Raw genomic sequence first — 23,953 nt, 5'->3', positions numbered from 1 at the left:
CCTGGCACGGCCGCGATCGTGCCATCCTGATGTGGTGGGAGAGTCGACGGCGGCGGGATTCATCGCGGAACTCGAGACGCTCCGTGATCCCGTCGAGCTGACGAAGATCCTGCGCTACTTCACCGCCGGCCCCGACGAGGAGTTCGTCGGCGTGCGCATGGGCTCGATCTTCGAGCTGGCCAAGCGGCACCTCGACATGCCGATCGCCGAGCTGGAGTCCATGCTGGAAAGCTCCGTGCACGAGGTGCGCGTCGGCGCCTGCAGCATCATGGGCAAGGCTGCGGCAGCCAAGACGGCGACGCTCGAGCGTCGCGGTGAGCTGTACGAGCTGTACCTGCGCCGCTCGGACCGGGTGAACAACTGGGACCTCGTCGACCTCGCGGCCAGGGACGTGCTCGGCGGCTGGCTCGCCGACAAGCCGCGCGATCCGTTGTACCAACTGGCACGATCGTCGTTCTGGCCGAATCGGAGATCGGCACTGCTCGCGACGGCCTGGTTCATCAGGGCCGGCGATGTCACGGATGCGCTGGCCATCTCCGAGCTGGTGGTCGCCGACTCGGAACCCCTCGTCACGAAGGCCGCGGGGTGGATGCTGCGCTATGCCGGAGACACCGACCGCCCGGCTCTCCTGGCTTTCCTCGACGCCCACGCCGCCGCCATGCCCCGCGTCATGCTGAGCAACGCGCTCGAGCACATGGACGCGGCCGAGAAGGCGCACTACCGCGGACTCGGGAGATGACGTCCGACAGCTGGGAAGTCAACCCCTAGCAGCGCACTTCCGATCCTGAGAGCGTGGAATCAATCGATCGAAGGAGGACACTCATGGGTTTGGACGACAAGATCAAGCACGGTGCCGAAGAGGCTGCAGGCAAGGTCAAGGAGGGCGTCGGCAAGGCGACCGACAACGAGCGTCTCGAAGCTGAGGGGCACGCAGACCAGGCCAAGGCCAACGTCAAGCAGGCTGGCGACGACGTCAAGGACGCCTTCAAGAGCTGACACTGACCTTCGACAGAACGCCTCCGCCCGATTCGGGCGGAGGCGTTCCGCGTTCCCGGGTGTTTACCCAGCCTGCGGCGTAGCATCCGGCCATGAGCTCTCCTGTGACACCCATCCGACCCACCGACGGCCAGGAATCGGTGTGGGACTACCCTCGGCCCCCGCGGATCGAGCAGGTCGACGCCCACGTGCGTATCCGCCTGGGTGGTGCTGTCATCGTCGACACCCGCGATGTCGTACGCGTGCTCGAGACCAGCCACCCGCCGGTCTATTACCTGCCGATCGCCGATTTCTCGCCGGGGAGCGTGATTCCGGCCGCGGGCTCGTCGTTCTGCGAGTTCAAGGGCTCTGCCCGCTACTTCTCGCTCGCGGCGGGCGAGGCCACCGCCGAGCGCGCGGCCTGGACCTATCCGACCCCCGAGGCTGGCTACGAGCTGCTGCGCGACCGCGTCGCCGTCTACGCCGGACAGGTCGACGACGCCAGCGTCGACGGCGAGATCGTCACGCCGCAGCCCGGAGGGTTCTACGGCGGCTGGATCACCTCGACCGTGGTCGGGCCCTTCAAGGGCGAGCCCGGCACGCTGGGCTGGTGAGAACGAAGAACCCCCGGGAGCTGGGCTCCCGGGGGTTCTTCGTTGTCTGTGGACCTAAGGAGATTCGAACTCCTGACCTCCTCGATGCGAACGAGGCGCGCTACCAACTGCGCCATAGGCCCTGACATTCACCACGATACCATCCGATCTGGACCGTCCAGAACCAGCCGGGGTCAGCCCACTCGACGTCGTCTCAGCACGGCGTCGAGGTCGCTCATTCCGGGCGTCGCGTCGTCGACGATGCCCATGCGGGCGAAGCGGCTGTCGATGCCGGGAGCGGATGCCGTGGCCGGCGCAGCGGTCGGCGCTGTGCTCGGCGCGGCGGCCGCTGGAGCCCGGCGGAGCGGTACGGGAGCGCCGGCGTTCATGGCGGCGGCCTTCTCGCTCATGGCGGCGAACACGGCGGCACGGCGGAGCGCAGCCGCCTCCTCGACGGAGTCCATCGCGGCGGCCGCGACAGTGCCACGCGCCAGGGTGAGCGGCTTGGGCAGCGGCTGCGGCGTCCAGGCAGGGCGGGTCGCGACAGGGGCGGCATCCGCGAACTCGACGGGTTCGAACTGCTCGCTGACGGCGACGGGCGCGATGACGCCGGATGCCGGAGCGCGGCGTCCGGCCTTCGCCAGCGACGAGAGTACGAACAGGGCGACGGCGCTGCCTCCGAGGCCGGCGACGGCAAGGGTCCAGGTGGCACCGAGAGCGCCGGTCACGACGCCGGCGACGAGGGCCCCGAGCGACAGGAGCAACCCGAGCGAGGTGAGGGCACGGCTGCGGCGGAGCGCACGCACCCGGGAACGGGCGCGGCCGGCTTCTGCTGCGGCGCGGGCGGCGGCCGCACGGGCACGTCGCACCGACTCGGCGGCCTCGCGCTCGGCTGCTCGACGAGCTTCGGTGGCGATGGTCGCCTCGGCCTTCAGCCTGGCGCGCTCGGCGGCCGCGCGCTCGCGGAGCACGTGCTCCTGGGCTGCGACGGCGCGGGCGGTGGTCTCGAGGCGTACGGCCTCAGGGGTCTCAGCAGTCTCCGCGAGGATGCGCAAAGTCTGCTGCAGGCGCACGGCGTTGCGCTCGGTGGCGAGGTACTGCCGACGGTGCAGCCAGCTGGGCACGAGGTAGGCGATCCAGAGCACGGCAGCGATCGCCACCATCACCCCGCCGCTGAGTACGTCGCCCATGCGTCCACGGTAGGGCAGCACGCCGCCGCGCGACCCACGGCCGGGGGTGTGTTGCGAAGACTTTCTAGAATCGCGTCGTGACCGGGAGCGGAACGGCCGCGGCAGCACGGTCGTGTTCACTCACCGTCGCGGCATCCTCGGGTACCCGTCCGTCGAGCCAACGGCGCAGCACGCCGTCGCTCAGTTCCTCCACCACGAGGGCGAAGCAGAAGTGATCGCGCCAGTCCCCGTTGATGTGGATGAACCGTCGCCGCAGCCCCTCGTACCTGAAGCCGAGCTTCTCGACGACGCGCAGCGACGGGGCGTTCTCGGGGCGGATGCAGATCTCCATGCGGTGCAGCCCGAGCCTGTAGAAGCAGTAGTCCGTCGCCAGCGCGACCGCAGTGGGCGTGAGCGCCTTCCCCGCGAACCGCTCAGACACCCAGTAGCCGATGGTCGCCGAGGCGAGCGACCCGCCGGTGATGCTCGAGACGTTCAGCTGACCGGCGATCTCACCGTTGTACTCGATGATGAACGGCAGCCCCGTGCCCGTCCGGGCATGGGCGAGCAGGCTCCGGATGCTGGCCTTCATGTCGAAGTTCATCGGGGCGTGCGGACTCGTGGCCTCCCACTGGCGCAGCCAGCGTCGGTTCTCGAGCAGCTCGCGCTCCACGATGCGGGAGTCCCGCAGCCTGATGGGGCGGATCGTGATCGCGCCTTCGCGCAGAGTGGGGATCGGGGCGGGCACGGCACCAGACTATTCGAGGTCTGAGGAGAACTCCCGCAGCCACGGGCGCAGGTCGGGGCCGAGGTCGTCGCGCTCGACTGCCAGCTGCACGATGGCCTTGATGTAGTCGAGGCGGTCGCCGGTGTCGAAACGTCGGCCGCGGAAGATGACCCCATAGACACCACCGGTGCCCTCGACGTCTGCCGCGAGCTCCTGCAGCGCATCCGTCAGCTGGATCTCGCCGCCCTTTCCGGGCTGAGTGTGCTCGAGAACGCCGAAGACCTCGGGCTTCAGCACGTAGCGGCCGATGATGGCGAGATTCGACGGTGCGTCCTCCGTGGCAGGCTTCTCGACGAGTCCGGTGACGCGCACCACGTCGGGGTCGTCTGTCGGCTCGACGGCGGCGGCACCGTACAGGTGGATCTGCGCCGGATCGACCTCGAGCAGCGCGATGATGGTGGCGTCGCGTTTCTCGAGCTCGTCGATCATCTTGGGGAGGATGGGGCTCGCCGCGTCGATGAGGTCGTCGCCGAGCAGCACCGCGAAGGGCTCGTTGCCGACGTGGCGGCGAGCGCGCAGCACGGCGTGGCCGAGACCCTTCGGGTCGCCCTGGCGGAGGAAGTGGATGTCGGCGAGGTCGCTGGGCGCCTTCGTGCGCTCGAGGCGATCGAGGTCGCCCTTGGCCTCGAGGTTGCTCTCGAGCTCGGTGACCCGGTCGAAGTGGTTGGCGAGGGCGTTCTTGTTGCGCCCGATGATCATGAGCACGTCCTCGAGCCCGGCGGCGACGGCCTCCTCTACGACGTACTGGATGGCCGGCTTGTCGACGACGGGCAGCATCTCCTTGGGCATGGCCTTGGTGGCGGGCAGGAAGCGTGTACCCAGGCCGGCAGCGGGAATGACGGCTTTCGTGATCCGATGAGTCATGTTCGCAAGGCTACACACAGCGAGGGTCGGGTACCGTCTCGCATACGCGATGCTCATCTGCTCGTAACATGGCCGCGCCTAGACTGGGGCCATGGCATCCGACGCAGCTCATCAGAAGCGCGCCCTGCGCGCCGAGCACCGCGAACGCCGGCAGAACATGTCGACCCGGGAACGGGACGCGGCGACGGCCGGATTCACCGAGAACCTCGAGGCCATCACGATCGATCTCTCAGCCCGTTCCATCGCCTGTTACCTCTCCCTCCCGACGGAGCCGAACACCCGCCCGTACATCAACTGGGCCGAGTCCCAGGGCATCAGGGTGCTGTTCCCCATCAGCCGACAGGACGGCCTGCTCGACTGGACCGTCGGCGAGGAGCAGGCGGAGACCGAGGGCATCTACGGGATGCCGGAGGCCGTCGGCGAACTTCTCGGCCCCATCGCGATCAACGACGTCGACCTCATCATCGTGCCGGCATCCGCCGTCGACTCGACGGGCATGCGCATGGGCTGGGGCCGGGGCTATTTCGACAAGACGCTGGGATCGATGCAGAATTGTCCTCCGGTGTACGCCGTCGTCTTCGACTCCGAGGTCGTCGACGTGGTGCCCCGAGAGCGTCACGACTCCCCCGTCGACGGGGCCGTCACGCCGACGCGCATCCTCGCGTTCTGAATTCCCCCGATCCACGAGCACCACACAGCACGGAGACCCAGTGCCCACCTACTCTTACCGCTGCACGGAGTGCGACAACGCCTTCGACATCCAGCAGTCCTTCACCGATGACAGCCTGTCGATCTGCGAGGTCTGCGGTGGGCGACTCCGCAAGGTGTTCAACACCATCGGCGTGACCTTCAACGGCTCCGGCTTCTACCGGAACGATTCCCGGGCGGGGGCTGCCGGAGGGGCCGGCGGCTCGAAGCCGTCGGGCGCCGGGAGCGTCACGGGATCGAGCACGTCGTCGTCCGGGTCGTCGTCAGGGTCGTCAGGGTCGTCGTCGTCGGGTTCGTCGGGTTCCTCCGGCTCCGGTTCGACGTCGGGCGCCTCCTCGTCATAGCCTCGATGGAGAAACGCTCAACACTCGACGAGGGGAAGCACGTGCTCAAGGGATTCCGGGAATTCATCCTCCGGGGCAATGTCATCGATCTGGCCGTCGCTGTCGTCATCGGTGCCGCCTTCACCGCGGTGGTCAACTCCATCGTCACGAACCTGTTCAACCCGCTGATCGGCGCACTGTTCAAGGCGGAGAGCCTCGACGAGTCGCTGGTCTGGACGATCGCCCTTCCGACAGGTTCCGCGGAGGTGAAGTTCGGTGCCGTCATCGGATCCGTGATCACGTTCCTCATCGTGGCGGCCGTCGTCTACTTCGTCTTCGTTCTTCCCATCAACAAGCTCAAGGAAGCCCAGGAGCGCCGCCGCAAGGCCGGGGTCTCCGAGCCGGACTCCCCCGACACCGAGCTCGACATCCTCAGCGAGATCCGCGACCTTCTCGCCGCCCAAGCTCGAACACGCGACTGAGCGGCAACCGCCGGGCCTGACGAGACGAGCCGGGCCACGCCGCCTACCAGTGCGGCGGTCGGTCGCGCTTGAGTCGCTCGTCGTTGGGTCCGACGGGGCCGGATGCCGCTGGCAGCTCTTCGCGCTCGACCGGAGACTCCGGGCTCGTGTCCGTGCCCTCGACGGCCGTCAGACGGGCACGACGATTGCGTGTGCCGTGCTTCTGGACGTGCTGTCGGGGGCTCTCGTCTGTCACGCCGTCCAGCCTACGCCGGGCGTTCCATGGCAGGACTCAGCGCAATCCCGAGGGCGCCACGATGGTGATCGGCGCGGTCTCGGTATCGATTCCGGCCACCACTGCCGTCGGCGCTCCGAGGAGGCCGGCGATGCGTGTGGCGACGGCATCCGGATCGGCGAACAACTCGAAGGCATGCACGCGCAGGTAGTGCCAGCCGAGGCGTCGCAGCACGTCGGGGCGCAGCCGCAGCGACTCGCGGAGGCTCATCGTGCCGACCACGGCATCGGTCTCGACGACCAGTGCCTTGCCCCGGAACGATGCGGCCAGGGCGAGCTTCTCGCGGTGGCCGAGTTCCACCGTGATGCCGCGCAGGCGCAGACGCTCCGCGAGGTCGATGAGCATCGCCTCACTCGCGATGGCCGTCGGCGGGGTGGACTCGGCGAGGTCGATCTGCTCGAGCACCTGCGCCAGGGCGAGGATGCCGTGGCGACGGCGGTCCTCGTCGATGTCGCTGGGCTTGAAGCAGGAGACGATGTCCATGGCGCGACGGGCGCGGGTCATGCCCACGGCCAGCAGGCGGTCGCCGCCGGCCTCTCCCAGGGCGCCGAAGTTCGACAGCAGGCGGCCGTGCGGGGTGCGCCCGTAGCCGATCGAGAATATGACCCTGTCGCGGCTCTGGGCCGTGGCCTGCTCGAGGGTGAGCACGGTGAAGGGCTCGGCCGTGTCATTGAGGATGAAGCTCGACAGGTCGGTGCGCTTCGCGAACGCGGCGAGCACCGCCTGGTGAACGCGCACGGCGTGACGGCCGGATGCCGTGATCACCATGAGCGACTCGCGAGGACGCTTGACGGCGTGGTCTATGACGAGCTCGACCACCTTCGCCACCTCGGCGTCGACGCTCTCGACGGCTCCGCTCTCGTTGTCGGGCATGCCGTGGCCGCCGACGACGTAGTGCAGGTTCAGGCTGCCGTGTCCGAGGAAGCTCCCGGCCCACGGGAGGGCGTCGATGCGCCCGGCGTAGAAGCGCCGGTTGACGAGCTCGGCGAGGTCCTCGCCGCCGGCACGGTAGCTGCGCGTGAGCGTGAGGGTCGGCAGCAGTTCGCCGAGACGAGCCAGCGCCGAGTCGGCATGCAGGGCGTCGACGCCGGGACCCTCCGGGGTGTCGGCTGCGGCATCCGCTGCTCCACGGATGCCGGTGTCGAACAGCGACGGCGTCTGGGTCACAGGGTCGCCGAACGCGACGATCTGCTTTCCGCGACGGATGGCGCCCAGGTTCTCGGCGAAGCTGGTGGCGCCGGCGTCGACCAGGAGCACGGTGTCGAAGACTATGTCGTCGGTGATCTCGGCCACGTCGTAGGGCGAGGCCAGCCACACGGGGGCGACGACCTTGCCGAGATGGGGAGCGGCCAGGTGCAGGTTCCGGGGGCTGGTGCGGTCGGAGCGCAGCAGGCGACGCAGCTGGTCGGCCTCCTCCGGCCAGTCGACGACGCCGATCTTCCAGGTCTCGGCGAGCAGGGCCGCGAGCAGGCCGCCGGATGCCGAGGCGTGGGCCTCGTCGACGAGCTTGAAGTCGGCCTCGAGCCTGTCGAGGACGCCGGTGTTGGCGTTCAGGAGGGCTTTGTCGCCGGCGAGCATCGACTCGAGCACGGACTGCCACCAGGCGAGTTCGAGCTCGGAGACGACGTCCTCCTCGGCGACGTGGCGGCGTGACAGGTCGGTGAGCAGCGGGTCGAGGTTCAGGTCGCGGAGGTGCGCCAGCAGCGCCGTGCGCTCCTGCAGGTTGGCGAGCACCTCGGACTCCGCCGCGAGGCCGGACATCGTGTAGATCAGCTCGCGGATGGGACGCGAGGCGAGCTGGCGGGGGGTTCCGGCGGTGCCGAGCGGGGCGTCGAGGCGGCCGAGGTCCTCCGTGACGCGCTGGTAGGCCACGTGCACGTCGGCGATGCCGACGGGCACCGCCGGTGTCGAGCCTGCCACCACATAGCGCTGCCAGAGGGTGCGCTGCTGCTGCACGCGGCGGAGCGCATCGTTCATGTCGGTGACGTGGACGCCGGGCCGCAGGTACTCCTGGGCCAGCTTCTTGAGGCGGCGGCGGTTGGCGCCGGTCATCTCGGGGGCATCGCGGCGGGTCGACGTGGCTGCGATGAGCTCGACCAGCGAACGGTCGTAGACCGAGGGCTGGAACTTGTCGAGGGTCTCGCGGATGTCGAGGAGCAGGCGCAGGTAGATGCCGAGTTCCGCGATCGACTCGAATGGGCGCAGCCGGGTCTGGCCGACGAGGGCGTTCGCGCGCTCGATGAGGCGCGGCAACTCCTGCGTGTTCAGGCGCTTCGCCAGCGCGTGCGCGTTGTCGGCTTCCTCGGTCGAGGTGAACGAGGCTCCGTACCAGGGCGAGTCGCCCGGGCCGTAGCGGAACTCGCCCAGTGCAGCGGCCTTGATGAGAGCGGCGGCGGCTCCGGCACGACTGCCGGCGAGCGCGACGATCGAGGAGTGGTCGAGGCGGGCCGTCGTGGCGGGCGGCGTGGGCAGGAGCGACAGACGTGTGAGCTCGCCCAGGGCATCGAGCACCGAGACGCCGAGAGCGGGGTCACGGCGTGTCAGCGCTCCGCGGTAATCGAGGAGAACCTTACGCAGGCGCACGAGGGCGTCGTCGACGTCGCTCACCTGCGGGCGTTCGGCCTTCTCGTTGCGGCCGATCGACAGCATCAGGTCGCGGCGCAGGGTGCGCGCCGACACGGCGGCGCCGGGAAGACCGACCTGTCCGAGCCTGTGGGCGATGCCCTCGAGGCTCGCGCGGCGCGCACTGACGACCAGAACGCGCTTGTGCTGGCCGATGAGGGTGCCGAGGGCGTTGACGATCGTCTGCGTGCCACCGGTGCCGGGGAGGGTCTTCACGACGAGCGAGTTGCCGGCGGAGATCTGCGCGACGACGTTCTCCTGCTCGGGGTCGGCGTCGAGCAGCAGCACGTCCGTCGCCGGCGGGCGCGAGTCCTGGCCCATGGCCTGCACGGGGTTGTAGGCGCTCTCGATGCGCTCGCGGGCTGCAGGATTGCCGGCGACGGCGTCGATGACGGGGTGGTCGAGCCTGGCGGCATCCGTCGTCATGCGACGACCGACGTCGGAGAACGACGACACCACGAGGCGAGGGGCGACGCTGAACCACGCCAGGTGCGACGTGAGGCCGCGGAGGCGATCGATGACGGGCTGCGGCTTGAAATCGCCGTTCGAGACGGCGAGCGCCACGAAGGCGTCGGCGTCGAGGGTGATCTGGAACTGCTCCTTGAGGGCGTGGGCCAGTTCCGGATTGAGGAACGGCGCGCCCTTCAGCTTCAGCTCGAAGTCACGACCGTAGCGGCGGATGGCGAGAGGCCGCAGCAGCACGGGGGCGAGGTACTCGACGTCGTCGTGAGTCCATTGGGCGAGTCCGATGCCGAGGTGCACGCTCTCGATGCCGCGCATGGAGCGCAGCTCGATGCCCTTCTGCGTGATGGCGCCGGCGGCGAGCCGGGCGTTCCGCAGGGCGAGTTCGTCGCGGATGAGGCTCGACAGCAGCACTGTCTTGCCTGTGATGAACTGAGGGAGTCCTCCGGGGTGCGTGACGCTCAGCTCGATGCGCGTGCGTGGCTGATCGTCGAAGTGGAGCAGCGGAGATCGCCCGCCGATGGCGGCGAGCTCGTCGCGCCAGCGCTGCCACTCGGGCTCGGCGATGTTCGCCGGGCGCTCGGCCGGATCGCCCGTGGTGACGGCGTGCGGTGCGGTCACTTGGGCAGGGGGAAGGTTCGACGACGTCGGGAACGGATCGTCGTCAGTCTTTCGGTCGAGGCGCCACACACCGACACCCTAAATCGATACAGGCCCATTCCGTCGGAGGCCGGTCGGTTTTTCGCCAGACCGGCCTCGTGTCGGAATCGCTCAGGCCGCCCGCACGTAGCGGGTCTTGGAGCCGTCTGTGCCGCCGACCACGGCGTTGTCGGGGATCATGGCGTCGCGCTCGAGGTGGTGCCCGGCGACGATGCGCGCGTTGGCGCCGATGCGCGAGTGGCTTCCGATGCGGGCGCTGTCGCTGACGACGGCACCGGCACCGATGTGCACGTTGGCGCCGATGAAGGCGTGCGCGCCGAGCATGGCGTCGCGGTCGATCCAACTGCCTGCGCCCACCCAGGCGTCGCGCCCGATGCTCGCGCCGTTCTCGACATAAGCGGTCGACGCCACGAACGCCGTTGCGTCCACATGCGCCTTGGGCGAGACGAATCCGCCGCCGTTGGAGTGTCGCCGATATTTGGTGACGACGCCCTTCTCGAGCTCGACTTCTTCGTTCACACGTCTCACGGGGTTTCCCTGCCTTTCGAGGGCTGCTGGGGAGTCTTGACTTCGTTCGCCCTACGATGACAAGAACGCCTGATGATCAGCCGCTATTCCGCTGACAATACGGCTACCAGAGTTCTCTCAGGGCAGCGACACCGTCTCGTTCTCTCCGCCGTCGTAGCGTTCGCCCGTCAGCTTCGCCTTGACGAAGCTGATGACCGTCGCGATTCGCCCGCCCGGAGAGTCCCAGTACTCACCGCTCTCCGCCGAGACCTTGAACAGCACGGCCTGCGGGCTGTCCGGACCGTCGGGGAGCCAGGCCTCCACGGCCGGGTTCCAGAGCTCGCGCAACTTGGCGGCATCCGTCACCACCTCCGCCGTTCCGGAGAACGACACGAACGACGATCCGCTGGTGAGGGAGACGCCCACGCTCGGGTTCAGGCTGATCTCGTCGGCATCGCGGGAGTCGGCCTCGGCGATGAACCAGATCACGCCCTCGTCGGTGATCTCCTGGGGTGCCATCGGGCGACTCACGACGTGTCCTTCGCCATCGATCGTCGTGAGCATGGCGATCGGGATCTTCCGAGCGAGTTCGACGATGCGGATGCGGGGATCTTCTGTCGTATCGGTCATGTCGGTGCTCCTTGCTCGGACGGGGCCTCCGTCATCGGGGCGCACTGTCGACGCTAGGTTCACGACTCGCCGGCTGACAGGGGTTGACAGCGCTACGATCGCCCTCATGCCGCACGACGATCGCCCAGCCCTGCTCTCCGTAGCCGACGTCGCCGCCAGGTTCGGCGTGTCGACCTCGACCGTGCGTGTCTGGCTCAGCCACCGCGACGCCGGTGCGACGGGTGGGGTGCCGTCGATCCTGCCGGAGCCCCTCGCCCGCGGCGTGGTCTGGCTGGCCGACGACATCGAGGCCGTCGCCACTCAGATCGAGGGGAGGAGCCGCACCGGCGGACGACCGAAGTCCGTCGTGCCCGAGACCACCGCTCCCGAGACTGATGCGGCGGATCCCGAGGCTCCCGTCACTTGACGGTCTTCGCGGCCGTTGCGGTCGACGGGGCGCTCTTGGACACGTACCCGTACCGGTGCGCCGTCACATTCACACGGATCACGGCACCGACGTCACCCGCCACCTGCCGGTAGCTTCTGCCGACGGCGCCGGGGATCACGGTCGTGCCGCGGTACCAGCGATACGTGTACGTCGTGCCTGCCGTCAATGGCGCCCAGTTCGCGCCGGGAGCAGCGGCGAGGACCACCCCCACCTTGCGAGCACCCGTGATCGTCGGCTGCGAGGTGCCCGTGAACCCCTTCAGCGCGCCGATCGCCGGCGTTGCCGGGCTCACCCATGCGCGCGAAGCCACTCCCGTCTTCGACGCAGTGACCCGCACGGTCAACCGCTTGCCGAGGTCGGCCGCCACCACCGTGTACGACTTGCCCGACGCTCCGCTGATCGCGATCCCGCTCCGGAACCAGTGATATGCGTACGACGTCGGCGTCGGCGCCCAACTGGTCCGCGGCTCCGCCGTCAGGGTGCGCGACACGAAGGGCTCCCCCGACACCTTCGGCAACTCGGTGCCGGTGAACTGCGGAGCGATCGTGACCTGCACCGATGCGGTGGCTCCAGCGGCCGAGAGAACGGCGATCTTCAGGCCTCTGGTCCGAGAGGTGAAGGTGCGGCCGGGAACCCACGCGAGTCGACTGCTCGTCGCCGTGGCATCCGGCAGAACCACCGAGCTCCTGCCGTCGGGACCGGTCTTCAGGATGCGGATGCCCGCACCCATCTTCGGCATCGCCCAGTGCGCGTACGGTTCGGCCCAGTCCATGTAGACGGACCCGGCGTCTCGTCCGAGACCGTTGCGGTACTCGACGACGTACCGCTCCCTCGACATCGGGTCGATCAGAACGAGTGCCCGGCGCCCGGCCGTCGCGGATGCCGCCCCCAGCGTGAGCGTCGTCGACTGGGTGAGTTGGATCACCGGCGCATCCGTCGCAGAGAGCACACCGAGCCTGACCTTGGAGATGGCGTTGAGCGCGGGGGTGTTGTCGTTTCCGTGACAGCTCGATGCCGCCGAACTCGCGCAGACCACGAAGCTCTGGCCCATCACGTCGTAGACGTCGGCATAGGGCTGCACGGTGCAGGGCGGCGCATAGGTGCCGGACTTCACCTGCGGATCGGACGCCGGATACGCGCACTCCTGGGCGTTCGCGTGGTTGAGCGAGAAGTTGTGGCCGATCTCGTGGGCGAGGGTCAACTCGTCTCCCGAACCGTCGCCGCCGTCGAACGCCGCCCAGACCACGCCACCGTTCCCGACGCCGCTCCCGATCGACCCGAGGCCGTTGAAGGTGACCGCACACGACGGCGGACTGATGACGAACAGGTGCTTCGTGCCGCCGCCCACGTAGTCGTTCGCTCCGCCCGCGTGATCGAACTTCTTCGCGGCCTCGTCCCAGAGGGCGATCGTCGACTCCTCGGTGCCGCAACCCTTCGTCGACGTGTAGCGCTTGATCGTGGTGAGGGTGATCGCAGGCACCATGCCCGCCGACTGCTCCGACCAGAACGCCCCGACCTTCGCCACCACCTTCTTCACGTAGTCGTCGGTATTCGCGGCGGTCGCGGTCGATCCGTTGGAGACGACGGCGACGTCGATGGTGTGCGATGCGGCCGCTGCCTGCACCTCGACGGCGCCGATCTCGCCCGCGACGACGGTCAGCGGGTCGTCGGCGACGACGGCGGCCTCGAGGATCCGCTGGCCCTCGGCGGAGTCTGCGGCGACGGTTCCGGATGCCGCGAGCCCGGCGTCGGCGAGCACCTCGGTGCTGGGCGCGGCCACGACGTCGACGGGCGCGCCGGAGACGGCGTCCGCCGGGATGAGGTCCCCGTCGATGGGCACGGATGCACCGTCGGGCAGGAGCACGTGAGCCTCCGGCGTGGCTGCGGCATCCGTCGCGGCCTGCGGCGGCGTCACCGGGGTGGGCGACTCCTCGGGCTGGATGACGACGAGGGTGCCGACGACGTGCACAGCGGCATCCGTCGCCAGGTCATCGGCGACCGCGGTCGGGACGGGGGCGAGCAGCCCGCCGAGCAGTGCCACCGCGGCCGTGAGCACCGGAATCTTGAGCGAGCGCATGCTGGTGGTTCCCCCGGTAGGCATGGTCACGAAGTTATCGGTTCGGCGGGCGGCTCAGCACCTCCAGAAGGGGGCGCATTCACGAGCACCGATCGTGCCGTCACCGAAGGCGGCACCGATCCTCTACGCAGCCTGGTCAGACGCTGCGACCTCGAGGCGCAGCGTCGCCGCGAAGTTCGGGCCTCCGACGGGGAAGGTCCACCCCGCGGCCGCAGCGTTCTCGGGAGTCGCGTCCTCAGTCGCCCGGCTGATGCGCGGGTCGATCACGGTCTCGGCATCCGCTTCGGTCAGACCGCTCGTCAGCTTGAGGGTCTGTTCGGTCGTGTGGATGAAGATGACCGGATGCGCACCCTTGATCACCTGGAGCCAGTACTGGCCGGCGAAGATCACGTTGTCGGAGAACCCGATGCCGAGGGTGTCGCGCTCTGCCACGTAGACGTCGAGGCGGAACACCATGTCCGGCGCCTTCGGGTTGGCGTTGGAGTCGATCCAGCCCTCCCAGATGAGCCGGCCGTCACCCGCCCAGCCCATGGCCCTGTCGGATGCGGCCAGAGGCTGGCTCAACGCGGTCGGCAGGGCGCCCGGTCCGTCGTCGCTCAGGTCGACCGTGCGGAAGGGCCCGTAGCAGTTCTCGGCGGCCGCCGACTGCTCGAACAGGGAGAAGTCGACGAACCGCGGCTTGACCGTCACTCCGAAGAAGAACTCGCTTCGGCCGAAGAAGTCCTTCTCGTCCCCGTTGATCCTCGCTTCGTCGAGGGAGAGACGGATGCTGTGGGTGCCGTGGAAGAACCGCATGGCGATCTCGTAGGCCTCGCGACTGGTCACCAGCGAATCGGTTCCGCCATGGCACTTGTTCACGAAGGTGCGCGGCGCCCCGGGAAGCTGGGCCGCGGCCTGCTTCACCAGTCCGTCGCTGCGGTTGTACGACATGCCGTCGCCCGAGAGCAGGCTGGCGAGCCGGTTTCCCGCCGAGGAGATCTTGATGTTGTAGTCGCGGTAGTTCGTTCCGACGACCGTGAGCAGCCTCGACAGCGGGAACCAGGTCGGTACGTCGAGGAACGCCGTGCTCGTCGGGTCGAAGGCTCCGAGTTCGCTCGCCGCCTTCACGTGCACGAAGGAGAGGAAGGCCTCCGGCATCCGTTGGAAGGCGATTCCGCGATGCGGGGTGCCCAAGGTGATGGCGCGATGGATGGACTTCGCAGCCCCCTGCTTCACGGTCGGGTCCTTCGCCACGGCCGCCTCGTGCAGCAGCCGCATGGCCTGCACCATGACGAGCCCGCCCATGCTGTGGGCGATGACGTCGACCCCGTCGAATTCCTCCTCGCCGTTGCGCTCGGCGAGGTAGGCGATGCGCTCGATGAGCTGCACGAGGCCCTCGGCGAAGGTGTCGATGTTGCGCGGGTTCAGGTCGTAGTAGCGGAACACCCAGATGGTTCCGCGGGTGTTCCAGCCCTCGTGGTCGTCGACCATGCGCGGGTCGATGACGATGGAGCCCTTCACGAACTCGGGGTTCCAGCCCGCGATCTCCGCCGGGCCCTCGACGGCGGACGGGTAGTAGCCGATGACGTCGGTGGCGTCGTTGTAGCGGTGCTCCGACGACTTCAACGCCTTGATGACGAAGCCCTCGTAGATGTAGTTCTGCCCGCGCTTGCCCGGGTAGACGGTGCCGTCGTTGAAGCCCTGGTATGCGTTGCGCCTGTCGTCCTCGATGTCGAGGCCGCCGAAGCCTCGGATGAGGACGAGTGGTCGCGGTCGTGTCTCCATCGTGCCTGCCCCTCTCGGGTCGGTGCTCCGATGAGCGCCGTCGCCCACCGCGTGCAGGCGCAGGCAGCCGTGCCCGCGTCGATGGCACCATCGTCCCGCTCCCGGCATCCGCCCGTCAACAGGGTTGTTCGGCGTCAGTCCGCGGTCGGAGGGGCTGCGTCCCGAAGCTCCCAGGGCAGTTCGTCCTCGTCGAGCACGATCTGCTCGGTGGGCGGCTCGTCGAACGGCCCCGCCTCGTGCGGCCATCCCGGCGGCTGCACCTGGGTGGGGTGCTCGGCCTCGGGTGTTGCGCTGGCGGGCGTTGCGTTGGCTGGGGCGGCGCCGTCGGATTCGGCATCCGTCGCCCCGCCACGATCGAGGATCACGCGCCTGAAGCGTGCGAAGCCGGGGAGTGAGTCATCCGTCTCAGCCATGGCTCCATCCAAGCACCGGATGCCGCGTGCACGGTGCGGGCGCACCGGGCGGAGGAGGCCTCACCACCGCTGCACAGCGGGGCGCGGTACCGTTGGAACCATGACGTCCCCTGACTCCACCCCGCAGAGCGAGGCGGACACCACCCCCGCCGAGCCTACCTTCACCGATCTCGGCCTCTCAGACGCCGTGCTCAAGGCCCTCAAAGACGTCGGCTACGAGACCCCGTCCGCGATCCAGGCGGCCACCATCCCGCCGCTTCTCGCCGGTCGCGACGTGCTGGGCACCGCTCAGACCGGAACCGGCAAGACCGCCGCGTTCGCGCTCCCCATCCTCTCGAACCTCGACGTGTCGCAGAAGTCCGTGCAGGCCCTCGTGCTCGCCCCGACCCGCGAGCTCGCCCTGCAGGTCTGCGAGGCGTTCGAGAAGTACGCCTCCCACGTGCGCGGCGTGCACGTGCTCCCCGTCTACGGCGGCCAGGGCTACGGCGTGCAGCTCTCGGCCCTCCGTCGCGGCGTGCACATCGTCGTCGGCACCCCGGGCCGCATCATGGACCACCTCGAGAAGGGCACCCTCGACCTCACCGAGCTCAAGTACCTCGTGCTCGACGAGGCCGATGAGATGCTCAAGATGGGCTTCGCCGAGGACGTCGAGACGATCCTCGCCGACACGCCCGACGAGAAGCAGGTGGCCCTGTTCTCGGCCACGATGCCCGCCGCCATCCGTCGCATCTCCGCCCAGTACCTGAAGAACCCTGAAGAGATCACGGTCAAGACCAAGACGACGACCTCCTCCACCATCACGCAGCGCTACCTGGTGGTGTCGTACCCGCAGAAGGTCGACGCCCTCACGCGCATCCTCGAGGTCGAGAACTTCGAGGGCATGATCATCTTCACCCGCACCAAGAACGAGACCGAGACCCTCGCCGAGAAGCTGCGAGCGCGCGGCTACTCCGCCGCTGCCATCAACGGCGATGTCGTGCAGGCCCAGCGCGAGCGCACCGTCAACCAGCTGAAGTCGGGCAAGCTCGACATCCTGGTGGCGACGGATGTCGCTGCTCGAGGCCTCGACGTCGAGCGCATCTCGCACGTGGTGAACTTCGACCTCCCCATCGACACCGAGTCGTACGTTCACCGCATCGGTCGCACCGGCCGCGCCGGACGCAGCGGTGAGGCGATCAGCTTCGTCACGCCCCGCGAACGACGGATGCTGACCTCCATCGAGAAGGCCACCCGCCAGACCCTCACCCAGATGCAGCTGCCGAGCGTCGATGACGTGAACGCCACGCGCCTGGCCCGCTTCGACGACGCCATCACCGAGGCACTCGGCCAGCAGGAGCGGCTCGACCGCTTCCGCGACATCATCGCCCACTACGTGGAGCACCACGACGTGCCCGAGGCCGACGTGGCCGCTGCGCTCGCCATCGTGTCGCAGGGCGAGACGCCCCTGCTGCTCTCCGCCGAGGACGAGCGCGCCCAGCAGCGTGCCGAGCGCTTCGAGCGCGAGAAGGAGCGCAACGAGCGCGGCGCCGGCGGCGATCGCGGCGCCTCACGTGGTGGCGACCGCTGGGACCGTGGCGACCGCACCGACCGTGGTGGACGTGGCGATCGCCCCGACCGCTACGCCGACCGCGGAGCGGGCGATCGCCCCGAGCGTCGCTCACGGCCGAGCAGTGGACCGATGGCCATGTACCGCATCGCCATCGGCAAGCGCCAGAAGGTCGAGCCGCGCCAGATCGTCGGCGCGCTCGCGAACGAGGGCGGCCTCAGCCGTCAGGACTTCGGGGTCATCGACATCCGTCCCGACTTCTCGCTCGTCGAGCTTCCCGCCGGCCTCTCCGACGACACGTTGTCGAAGCTGAGTGGAACACGCATCTCGGGCAAGCTCATCGAGCTGCGTCCGGACAGCGGCGGCCCATCGCGCTCGACCCGCGACTCCGAGGGCGGCGACCGTCCGTACCGCAAGCCGCGGCACGACTAGCTCGACGCCGAAGCCGCCCGCGCAGCAGTTGTGGTCGCCCAGAGCGACGCATCCCCGCCACAACTGCTGCGCGGCAGCTGGCCAGCACCCGAATACCATGGAGCTTTGCGCTCGACCCCTCGGAAGGCTCCCCCGTGACGATCACCGCTGCCGCTGACGGCTCCGCCCTCGGCAACCCCGGTCCGGCGGGCTGGTCCTGGTACGTCGACGACGACCGGTGGGCCGCCGGCGGCTGGAAGCACGCCACCAACAACATCGGCGAGCTCACCGCCGTGCTCGAACTGTTCCGCTCCACCGCCCACCTCGACGAGGACCTGCTGATCCTCTGCGACAGCCAGTACGTCATCAACTCGGTCACCAAGTGGATGCCCGGCTGGAAGCGCAAGGGCTGGCGCAAGGGCGACGGCAAGCCGGTCATGAACCTCGAGCTGATCCAGGAGCTCGACGCCGCCATCGCGGGTCGCCGCTACAGGTTCGAGTGGGTCAAGGGCCACGCCGGCCACCCACTCAACGAGGCAGCCGACGAGCGCGCTCGGGCAGCGGCCGAGGCCTACCAGCGGGGTCGTCCGGTTCCGAGTGGGCCCGGCTTCCCCGGCGCCGGCACGTCGGAGACGGATGCCGCCGCACCCGTTGCGCCGGCCTCGAGCATCCCCGGTGCGCCGGCTGCTGCATCCGCACGGCCCAAGACCCAGCTCTCGCTCTTCGACGACGAGCCCGCCGCGGAGCCGCTGCGCGCCGTCACGGTGCATGTCAGCGCCGACGAGCACGCACGCCTCAGCCGCTCGGCCCGCGATCAGGGCATCACCCTCGACGAAGCGCTGCGCCGCCTGATCTAGCGTGGTAAATTCACCCTCATGGGTGAACCAACGACGGCAACGCTGGACCGGGTCTTCGGCGCCATCTCCGATCCGACCAGGCGCGAGATCCTGTTGCGGCTCTCGCGAGCCGATGAGCGGGTGACCGATGTGGCGAGCAACTTCTCGATGTCGCTCAATTCGGTCTCGAAGCACGTGCGCGTGCTCGAGAATGCCGGGCTCGTGACCCGCTCTGTGCAGGGTCGCAATCACGTGCTCTCACTTAATGCCGTGCCGATGGCCGAGGCCGCGGCGTGGATGGAGTTCTACCGCGGGTTCTGGAGCGACAGGCTGGCGGCGCTCGACAGGTTCGTGACCGGTGCCGGAGAGGCGGCATCCGAGTGACGATCGACGCCCGAGCCGACTCGACCACGCCTGCACTCGTGGTCTCGCGCGTCATCGCAGCCTCGCCCGAGGTGCTGTTCGACGCCTGGACCGACCCGCGCAGCCTGGCCACGTGGATGCAGCCCGGCGACACGACACTCACCGAGGTGTCGGCCGATGCGCGCGTCGGTGGCGAGTTCAGCATCCTCATGCACATGCCCGGATCCCCCGTGCTGCACCGCGGCACCTACCTCGAGGTCGATCGCCCGCGGCGTCTGGTGTTCACGTGGCGGTCGCGGTTCACGGACGACGGCGACACCGTCGTGACTGTCGACTTCCGGGCGACGGATGCCGGGACCGAGGTCGCCGTCACGCACGAGCGCCTCCCGCACGAAGCTGCACGCGCAGCGCACGACGACGGCTGGACGGACTGCCTGACGGAACTGGCCGACTGGGTGGGCAGGGGCTGAGGTCGCCGCTCCGGCCGCGGACCGCGAACGGCGGCTGTGTCGGCGAGCAGGGCGGCTGCCGGCTCAGGCGGGGTCGGCCGGGCGACCCGGGCGAACGGCGGCTGTGTCGGCGATGTCGATGCGCGTCGTGCCGTCCGGCAGCTCGTCGACCTCGATGCGCGGGGCCGCATCGGCCTCCGTCGCCTTCGGTGCGGTCGTCAGCTGGTCGTGGCGCTTCTCGTCGTTCGACATCTCGGTCATCCCTGAACCCTACGCCGCAGCTCGCTCTGCTGCGTCACACGGGATGACCGGCGTCGTCGGTCCGTGACGACTGCGACGTGAACTTCGAGATGAAGGCGTCGTACTCCCCGTCCGGTCGCTCGACCATGACGGCGCCGTCCTGCCAGATCCCGTTGGAGTCTGCCCACTGCGAGCCGATCGGGTCGCCCTGGTTCTGGTGCACGTTGTGCATGCCGAGGCCGGTCTCGAACGGTTCTCCCCAGACGAGCGTGCGGCGGCCGATCTCGAGGATCGACTCGAGGGCGACGGACGCCTCGAGGTTCGATCCCGCGATCCACGGACGGCGAGGGAAGAGCCCGGACAACCACCCCGGCGGGCGCACGATGAACAGGCACCCCGGATTGTCGACGAGCGAGAGATGACGGATATGGTCGAGCGCCCCGGTGTCCCTGACGCGCGCGAGCTCGTGGTAGCCGGGTGATGCGCCGCCAGCGGGCAGGATCGAGGATCGTCGCACCGTCAGCAGTTTCCACTGCACGCCGACCGCGGACTGCTTGCTGTCCACGTCGACGGCACTCCGGTAGGAGCCCGCCGGCGCCGAGAGCTGCAGGTTGACGTGATACCAGCGCCCCTGGTCATCGGGAGTGTCCCGCACGTGTCTCGTGAGGGTGCCGGCCAGGACGCCGTAGTGATCGAGCGGCACAGTTCCGAAAGTACACCTGCAGCCCTTCCGGCGCGATGCCGTTTCTGCTACATTCACCCAGACGGTTGAATGATTGGGAAGGATCGACAATGAGCCGACAGGACTACACCGCGACGATCTCGGTGTCGCAGACACCGGATGCCGCCTTCGCAGCGATCACCGACCCGCGGGCGTGGTGGTCCGAGATGATCACCGGCGACACCGCGAAGGTCGGGGACGTCTTCGTCTTCGACTTCCCCGGCGTTCACCGCAGCACCATGACGCTGACCGAGGTGATCCCCGGCCAGCGCGTGGTCTGGCACGTGACGGACACTGTGATCACCCTCGTCGAGAACCAGGACGAGTGGAACGACACCGACGTGATCTTCGACATCCAGAAGACCGACGCAGGCACCGACGTGCGGTTCACGCACGTCGGATTGACGCCGGCGTTCGAGTGCTACGAGTTGTGCTCGAATGCGTGGGGCTCCTACATCACGTCGAGCCTGCGAGACCTGATCGAGAGCGGCGGGGGCACGCCCATCGAGACGGGTGACTCCCTGGAGGCCGAGCTGTTGCGCACCGACGCGAGGAAGGCGGCATCCGTCGACTCGTGACGATCAGCACACCCTGAGTACTCCTGAGGTTCTTCCTGCCCTGTTACGATCCGCGCGGGCAGCCGCCCACGGCAGGGGAAGTGATGAGCGTCGACAGTCGTCTGGCATCGCGGGCCGAACCCGCTCTGCCCAGCGCGCCGACGAAGTCGAGCAGGCCGTTCCGCGCCGACATCCAGGGTCTGCGCGCCGTCGCTGTCGTCCTGGTGCTCCTGGAGCATGCCGGCCTGCCATTCACTCCGGGCGGCTTCGTCGGCGTCGACGTGTTCTTCGTCATCTCCGGCTTCCTCATCAGCGGGCATCTGGTCGAGTCGCTGCGTCATACGGGGCGGATCGACTTCGTCGGCTTCTACGCCGCCCGTGCCAGGCGCATCCTGCCGGCGGCGCTCGTCACGATCGTCGCCACTGCTGCCGCAGCCTTCGTCCTGGTGTCGCCGCTGCGCATCGTCGAGATCCTGCAGGATGCCGTCGCCTCGGCCCTCTCCGTGCCGAACCTGCTGTTCGCGGTACGCGAGACCGACTACCTCGCGGGAACGGCTCCGTCGCCATTCCAGCACTTCTGGTCGCTGGGAGTCGAAGAGCAGTTCTACATCGTGTGGCCGGTGCTGCTCCTCGCGGTCTTCCTCATCGCGCGCCGATCTCGCAGGGTGCTGATGGCCGTGATCGGTGCCGTCACCGTTGCCTCGTTCATCGCGTGCGTCATGACCACGTCCGACGCCCAGTCGCTGGCGTTCTTCTCACCGCACACCCGCGCGTGGGAGTTCGGCGTCGGTGCGCTGATCGCGGGCGGCGGCGCCCTGCTCACCCGAGTTCCGGCCGCCGTCGCCGGGGCCCTCACCTGGGCCGGCCTCGCGGCCATCCTGCTCGCTGTGCTCACCTACTCGGCGGAGCTCGCCTACCCCGGGGTCGCCGTGCTGCTGCCCGTCCTGGGAGCAGCCCTCGTGATCGGCTTCGGCGGCAACCGTGGCACACATGGCGCCGGAGCCACCGGAGGCGGAGGCGCCGGCGGGGCCGCCTCCCTGCTCGCGCGTCGCCCGGTGCAGTTCGTCGGCGCCATCTCCTACTCGCTCTACCTCGTGCACTGGCCGATCCTCGTGCTCACCCACGAGCACCTCGGGCTGGGCGAACCGCTCCCACTGCCCGTCGGCCTCGCCCTCGTCGTGGCGTCGGTGCCGGTGGCGTGGCTGCTGTTCAGGTTCGTCGAGTCGCCGTTCCGCACCGGTCGCAGCAGCCCGCGCGCCGTTCTGGTCCTGGCGCTCACCGTCACCGTCGTGATGGTCACCTGTCTGTCCGTCGGGGGCGCGGCCGCCATCCGGCTGCCCCTCAGCTCGGACCGCGTCGAGCAGCAGTCCCCCGCCAGCGAACTCCCGACGGGTACGGCCTTCGTCCCGGCCAACGTCGTTCCGACGCTCGCAGCGGCCGTCGAGGACACCGGGGTCATCTACACCGACGGATGCCAGCAGAACAAGAGCCGTTCGGCCGTCGTCACCTGTTCCTTCGGCGCGGTCGACTCCCCGCGCACGATCGCGCTGTTCGGCGACTCCCACGCCGGCCGCTGGTTCCCCGCACTGGACCGCGCGGCCGCATCGCTGGACTACAGGCTCGACACCTACACGAAGTCGGGATGCAGGTCGGAGGAGACGGTCGCTGCCTGGAACTCGACGGACAACCCCTCGTGCTCGCTCTGGCGCGACGACACCGTCGCGCGGTTGATGGCGGACCCCCCAGACGTCATCGTGCTGGCCAACCATCTCGGACCGCAGCCCGGCAGGAATGCAGCCGTCATGGAGGACCACTGGACGACCGGACTGTCAGCAGTGCTCGACCGCCTGCCGACGTCGAGCCTCGTGGTGATCCTGGCCGATTCGCCCGAGTTCACGAGTTCGCCCGTGCTGTGCCTCTCCTCCCATCTGGACGACGCCGACGGATGCTCCACCCCACGCTCGACGGCACTGAACCCCGCCATCCGCGATGCCCAACGCACCGCGGCGGCGCAGCACGGCGCCGTGGTCATCGACCTGACGGACTTCCTCTGCAACGAGTCCACCTGCCCCGCCGTCATCGGCCGGACCCTCGTCTACTCCGACGAGCATCACCTCACTGCCACCTTCTCGCAGACCCTGGCTCCAGCCATCACGCAGAGACTCGCGCCTTACCTCGACCGCATCCGATGACGTCGGCACGGCTCGCCCTGTTCGTGGTCGTCGCGATGATGCTCGCCGGCTGCAGCCAGCCTGCGTCGGCCGAATCCGACGCCGGCACCGGCACTGACGCCGGTGCCGCCGCAGTCACCGTCGTCGAGGACCTCGACTTCGGCGCTCCCGACGGCATCCGTCTCGACGTCTGCCTGCCGTCCGGGAGTTCCGCTGCACCACGGCCGGCGATCATCTCCGTCCATGGTGGCGGCTGGAGCCGAGGAGACAAGGCGCAACCGCAGTGGCGGAACGCCTGCACCTGGCTCGCCTCGGAGGGGTTCGTGGTCTTCCAGCCGAACTACCGACTGGCGCCGTCGCATCCGTTCCCTGCGGCCATCGACGACGTCACTGCGGCCCTCCGCTGGGCGCGTGCCGACCCGCAGGTGGCTCGCTTCGGCCACGACCCTGCGCGGATCGGGGCCTTCGGCGACTCGGCGGGAGGCAACCTGGTGTCGCTTCTCGGGACGCGGGGTGACGGCGACACCGCCGTCGGAACCCGCGTCGCAGCCGTCGTGGAGCTCAGCGCGCCCCTCGATCTCACCCTCTCGGGTCTCGCCATCGGCGACATGGGAACCGCGTTCCAGCGCATGCAACTCGACTACCTCGACTGCGCCGCATTCGACGGCTGCGTCGATGCCCGGGCCGCATCGCCCATGTACCAGGTCGACGCCAGCGACCCGCCGTTCTACATCGCCCACGCCGTCGACGAGTTCGTGCCGATCGAGCAGGCCGAGGAATTCGTCGGCCTGCTCGAATCCGCTGGAGTCGACACGACCTTCGTGCCGATCTCGGGCAGCGAGCATGCTCTGGGCTTCCTCGACGACGACCTGCGCGCCTCGATCGGCACGTGGCTGCGCGAGACGCTGGGCTAGATGGCAGG

The 23,953-nt window shown here is 68.9% G+C and carries 26 protein-coding genes and 1 tRNA gene; 14 read left to right on the top strand and 13 right to left on the bottom strand.

The window, feature by feature from the left end; translation table 11 throughout:
• Nucleotides 1-34 precede the first annotated feature (34 nt).
• The 3 genes from AADV74_RS01305 to AADV74_RS01295 all read left to right on the top strand — a co-directional run bounded on the left by AADV74_RS01305 (nucleotide 35) and on the right by AADV74_RS01295 (nucleotide 1,589).
• The gene (locus AADV74_RS01305) at nucleotides 35-739 is read left to right on the top strand and encodes a DNA alkylation repair protein (RefSeq protein WP_342111062.1); all 705 of its coding nucleotides are present in this window, start codon (nucleotides 35-37) and stop codon (nucleotides 737-739) included.
• Nucleotides 740-822: 83 nt separating this feature from the next.
• Nucleotides 823-996 (top strand): CsbD family protein, encoded by a 174-nt coding sequence (locus AADV74_RS01300; RefSeq protein WP_055820229.1) that lies wholly within the window; start codon nucleotides 823-825, stop codon nucleotides 994-996.
• A 92-nt stretch (nucleotides 997-1,088) separates the two neighbouring features.
• Nucleotides 1,089-1,589 carry a DUF427 domain-containing protein gene (locus tag AADV74_RS01295; protein ID WP_342111057.1) on the top strand — a complete coding sequence of 167 codons (501 nt, stop codon included), beginning with the start codon at nucleotides 1,089-1,091 and terminating at the stop codon, nucleotides 1,587-1,589.
• Nucleotides 1,590-1,638: 49 nt separating this feature from the next.
• Here AADV74_RS01295 and AADV74_RS01290 read toward each other — a convergent pair.
• From AADV74_RS01290 to galU, 4 genes are all read right to left on the bottom strand, one after another.
• Nucleotides 1,639-1,711 (bottom strand) — tRNA-Ala (locus tag AADV74_RS01290).
• A gap of 51 nt (nucleotides 1,712-1,762) precedes the next feature.
• On the bottom strand, nucleotides 1,763-2,758 hold the full coding sequence (locus AADV74_RS01285; protein WP_342111055.1) for a hypothetical protein: 996 nt from the start codon (nucleotides 2,756-2,758) through the stop codon (nucleotides 1,763-1,765).
• 64 nt (nucleotides 2,759-2,822) lie between these two features.
• On the bottom strand, nucleotides 2,823-3,485 hold the full coding sequence (locus tag AADV74_RS01280) for a GNAT family N-acetyltransferase (protein WP_342111053.1): 663 nt from the start codon (nucleotides 3,483-3,485) through the stop codon (nucleotides 2,823-2,825).
• Nucleotides 3,486-3,494: 9 nt separating this feature from the next.
• Nucleotides 3,495-4,388, bottom strand: coding sequence for a UTP--glucose-1-phosphate uridylyltransferase GalU (gene galU, locus AADV74_RS01275; protein ID WP_342111051.1), 894 nt, complete (start codon nucleotides 4,386-4,388; stop codon nucleotides 3,495-3,497).
• Nucleotides 4,389-4,479: 91 nt separating this feature from the next.
• Here galU and AADV74_RS01270 point away from each other — a divergent pair, with 91 nt between their 5' ends.
• From AADV74_RS01270 to mscL, 3 genes are read left to right on the top strand one after another with little or no spacing between them, the layout of a single operon-like run.
• Nucleotides 4,480-5,058 (top strand): 5-formyltetrahydrofolate cyclo-ligase, encoded by a 579-nt coding sequence (locus AADV74_RS01270; RefSeq protein ID WP_056166614.1) that lies wholly within the window; start codon nucleotides 4,480-4,482, stop codon nucleotides 5,056-5,058.
• Nucleotides 5,059-5,098: 40 nt separating this feature from the next.
• Nucleotides 5,099-5,440 carry an FmdB family zinc ribbon protein gene (locus tag AADV74_RS01265; protein ID WP_342111047.1) on the top strand — a complete coding sequence of 114 codons (342 nt, stop codon included), beginning with the start codon at nucleotides 5,099-5,101 and terminating at the stop codon, nucleotides 5,438-5,440.
• Between the two features lie 5 nt (nucleotides 5,441-5,445).
• Nucleotides 5,446-5,901, top strand: a complete 456-nt coding sequence (mscL, locus tag AADV74_RS01260; RefSeq protein WP_342111045.1) for a large conductance mechanosensitive channel protein MscL — start codon at nucleotides 5,446-5,448, stop codon at nucleotides 5,899-5,901.
• A 43-nt stretch (nucleotides 5,902-5,944) separates the two neighbouring features.
• Here the strand turns inward: mscL and AADV74_RS01255 are convergent, their stop codons facing one another.
• The 4 genes from AADV74_RS01255 to AADV74_RS01240 all read right to left on the bottom strand — a co-directional run bounded on the left by AADV74_RS01255 (nucleotide 5,945) and on the right by AADV74_RS01240 (nucleotide 11,056).
• On the bottom strand, nucleotides 5,945-6,136 hold the full coding sequence (locus AADV74_RS01255; RefSeq protein ID WP_342111043.1) for a hypothetical protein: 192 nt from the start codon (nucleotides 6,134-6,136) through the stop codon (nucleotides 5,945-5,947).
• A 36-nt stretch (nucleotides 6,137-6,172) separates the two neighbouring features.
• On the bottom strand, nucleotides 6,173-9,949 hold the full coding sequence (locus AADV74_RS01250; RefSeq protein ID WP_425287232.1) for an AAA family ATPase: 3,777 nt from the start codon (nucleotides 9,947-9,949) through the stop codon (nucleotides 6,173-6,175).
• Between the two features lie 81 nt (nucleotides 9,950-10,030).
• Nucleotides 10,031-10,438, bottom strand: coding sequence for a DapH/DapD/GlmU-related protein (locus AADV74_RS01245; RefSeq protein ID WP_342111039.1), 408 nt, complete (start codon nucleotides 10,436-10,438; stop codon nucleotides 10,031-10,033).
• Nucleotides 10,439-10,564: 126 nt separating this feature from the next.
• Nucleotides 10,565-11,056, bottom strand: a complete 492-nt coding sequence (locus tag AADV74_RS01240; protein WP_342111037.1) for a pyridoxamine 5'-phosphate oxidase family protein — start codon at nucleotides 11,054-11,056, stop codon at nucleotides 10,565-10,567.
• A gap of 106 nt (nucleotides 11,057-11,162) precedes the next feature.
• Between AADV74_RS01240 and AADV74_RS01235 the strand changes: the two genes are divergently transcribed.
• The gene (locus AADV74_RS01235; RefSeq protein WP_342111034.1) at nucleotides 11,163-11,462 is read left to right on the top strand and encodes a helix-turn-helix transcriptional regulator; all 300 of its coding nucleotides are present in this window, start codon (nucleotides 11,163-11,165) and stop codon (nucleotides 11,460-11,462) included.
• On the opposite strand, the gene AADV74_RS01230 is transcribed toward AADV74_RS01235, so the two are convergent.
• From AADV74_RS01230 to AADV74_RS01220, 3 genes are all read right to left on the bottom strand, one after another.
• The gene (locus AADV74_RS01230; RefSeq protein WP_483099684.1) at nucleotides 11,455-13,584 is read right to left on the bottom strand and encodes a reprolysin-like metallopeptidase; all 2,130 of its coding nucleotides are present in this window, start codon (nucleotides 13,582-13,584) and stop codon (nucleotides 11,455-11,457) included. The two genes, AADV74_RS01235 and AADV74_RS01230, sit on opposite strands and share 8 nt — an antisense overlap.
• Nucleotides 13,585-13,683: 99 nt before the next feature.
• Nucleotides 13,684-15,324 carry an esterase/lipase family protein gene (locus tag AADV74_RS01225; RefSeq protein WP_342111030.1) on the bottom strand — a complete coding sequence of 547 codons (1,641 nt, stop codon included), beginning with the start codon at nucleotides 15,322-15,324 and terminating at the stop codon, nucleotides 13,684-13,686.
• A 134-nt stretch (nucleotides 15,325-15,458) separates the two neighbouring features.
• On the bottom strand, nucleotides 15,459-15,737 hold the full coding sequence (locus tag AADV74_RS01220) for a hypothetical protein (RefSeq protein ID WP_342111028.1): 279 nt from the start codon (nucleotides 15,735-15,737) through the stop codon (nucleotides 15,459-15,461).
• 100 nt (nucleotides 15,738-15,837) lie between these two features.
• Between AADV74_RS01220 and AADV74_RS01215 the strand changes: the two genes are divergently transcribed.
• From AADV74_RS01215 to AADV74_RS01200, 4 genes are all read left to right on the top strand, one after another.
• Nucleotides 15,838-17,715 (top strand): DEAD/DEAH box helicase, encoded by a 1,878-nt coding sequence (locus tag AADV74_RS01215; protein ID WP_342111026.1) that lies wholly within the window; start codon nucleotides 15,838-15,840, stop codon nucleotides 17,713-17,715.
• 134 nt (nucleotides 17,716-17,849) lie between these two features.
• Entirely contained in the window at nucleotides 17,850-18,551 is a 702-nt protein-coding gene (locus AADV74_RS01210) for a ribonuclease H family protein (RefSeq protein ID WP_342111024.1), read from the top strand.
• A gap of 18 nt (nucleotides 18,552-18,569) precedes the next feature.
• Nucleotides 18,570-18,914 carry an ArsR/SmtB family transcription factor gene (locus tag AADV74_RS01205; RefSeq protein WP_342111022.1) on the top strand — a complete coding sequence of 115 codons (345 nt, stop codon included), beginning with the start codon at nucleotides 18,570-18,572 and terminating at the stop codon, nucleotides 18,912-18,914.
• Entirely contained in the window at nucleotides 18,911-19,363 is a 453-nt protein-coding gene (locus AADV74_RS01200) for an SRPBCC family protein (protein WP_342111020.1), read from the top strand. Before AADV74_RS01205 ends, AADV74_RS01200 begins: the two co-directional genes overlap by 4 nt.
• A gap of 63 nt (nucleotides 19,364-19,426) precedes the next feature.
• Here AADV74_RS01200 and AADV74_RS01195 read toward each other — a convergent pair whose 3' ends face one another.
• Together AADV74_RS01195 and AADV74_RS01190 are read right to left on the bottom strand one after the other, a co-directional pair.
• A complete protein-coding gene (locus tag AADV74_RS01195; protein WP_167756772.1) occupies nucleotides 19,427-19,603 on the bottom strand; it encodes a hypothetical protein in 177 nt (58 codons plus the stop codon).
• 34 nt (nucleotides 19,604-19,637) lie between these two features.
• Nucleotides 19,638-20,285 (bottom strand): DUF2278 family protein, encoded by a 648-nt coding sequence (locus AADV74_RS01190; RefSeq protein ID WP_342111016.1) that lies wholly within the window; start codon nucleotides 20,283-20,285, stop codon nucleotides 19,638-19,640.
• Nucleotides 20,286-20,374: 89 nt separating this feature from the next.
• Between AADV74_RS01190 and AADV74_RS01185 the strand changes: the two genes are divergently transcribed.
• From AADV74_RS01185 to AADV74_RS01175, 3 genes are all read left to right on the top strand, one after another.
• A complete protein-coding gene (locus AADV74_RS01185) occupies nucleotides 20,375-20,881 on the top strand; it encodes an SRPBCC family protein (RefSeq protein ID WP_342111014.1) in 507 nt (168 codons plus the stop codon).
• An 83-nt stretch (nucleotides 20,882-20,964) separates the two neighbouring features.
• Nucleotides 20,965-23,052: an acyltransferase family protein gene (locus tag AADV74_RS01180; protein WP_342111012.1), complete on the top strand. Its 2,088-nt coding sequence runs from the start codon at nucleotides 20,965-20,967 to the stop codon at nucleotides 23,050-23,052.
• The gene (locus AADV74_RS01175) at nucleotides 23,049-23,945 is read left to right on the top strand and encodes an alpha/beta hydrolase (RefSeq protein ID WP_342111011.1); all 897 of its coding nucleotides are present in this window, start codon (nucleotides 23,049-23,051) and stop codon (nucleotides 23,943-23,945) included. Before AADV74_RS01180 ends, AADV74_RS01175 begins: the two co-directional genes overlap by 4 nt.
• The last annotated feature ends 8 nt before the right edge of the window (nucleotides 23,946-23,953 follow it).

The organism is Leifsonia stereocauli (assembly GCF_038432415.1).
GTDB classification, from domain to species: Bacteria; Actinomycetota; Actinomycetes; order Actinomycetales; family Microbacteriaceae; genus Orlajensenia; species Orlajensenia stereocauli.
Note: the sequence above shows the minus strand (reverse complement) of the source record. Positions and strands in the feature narration are given on the sequence as shown.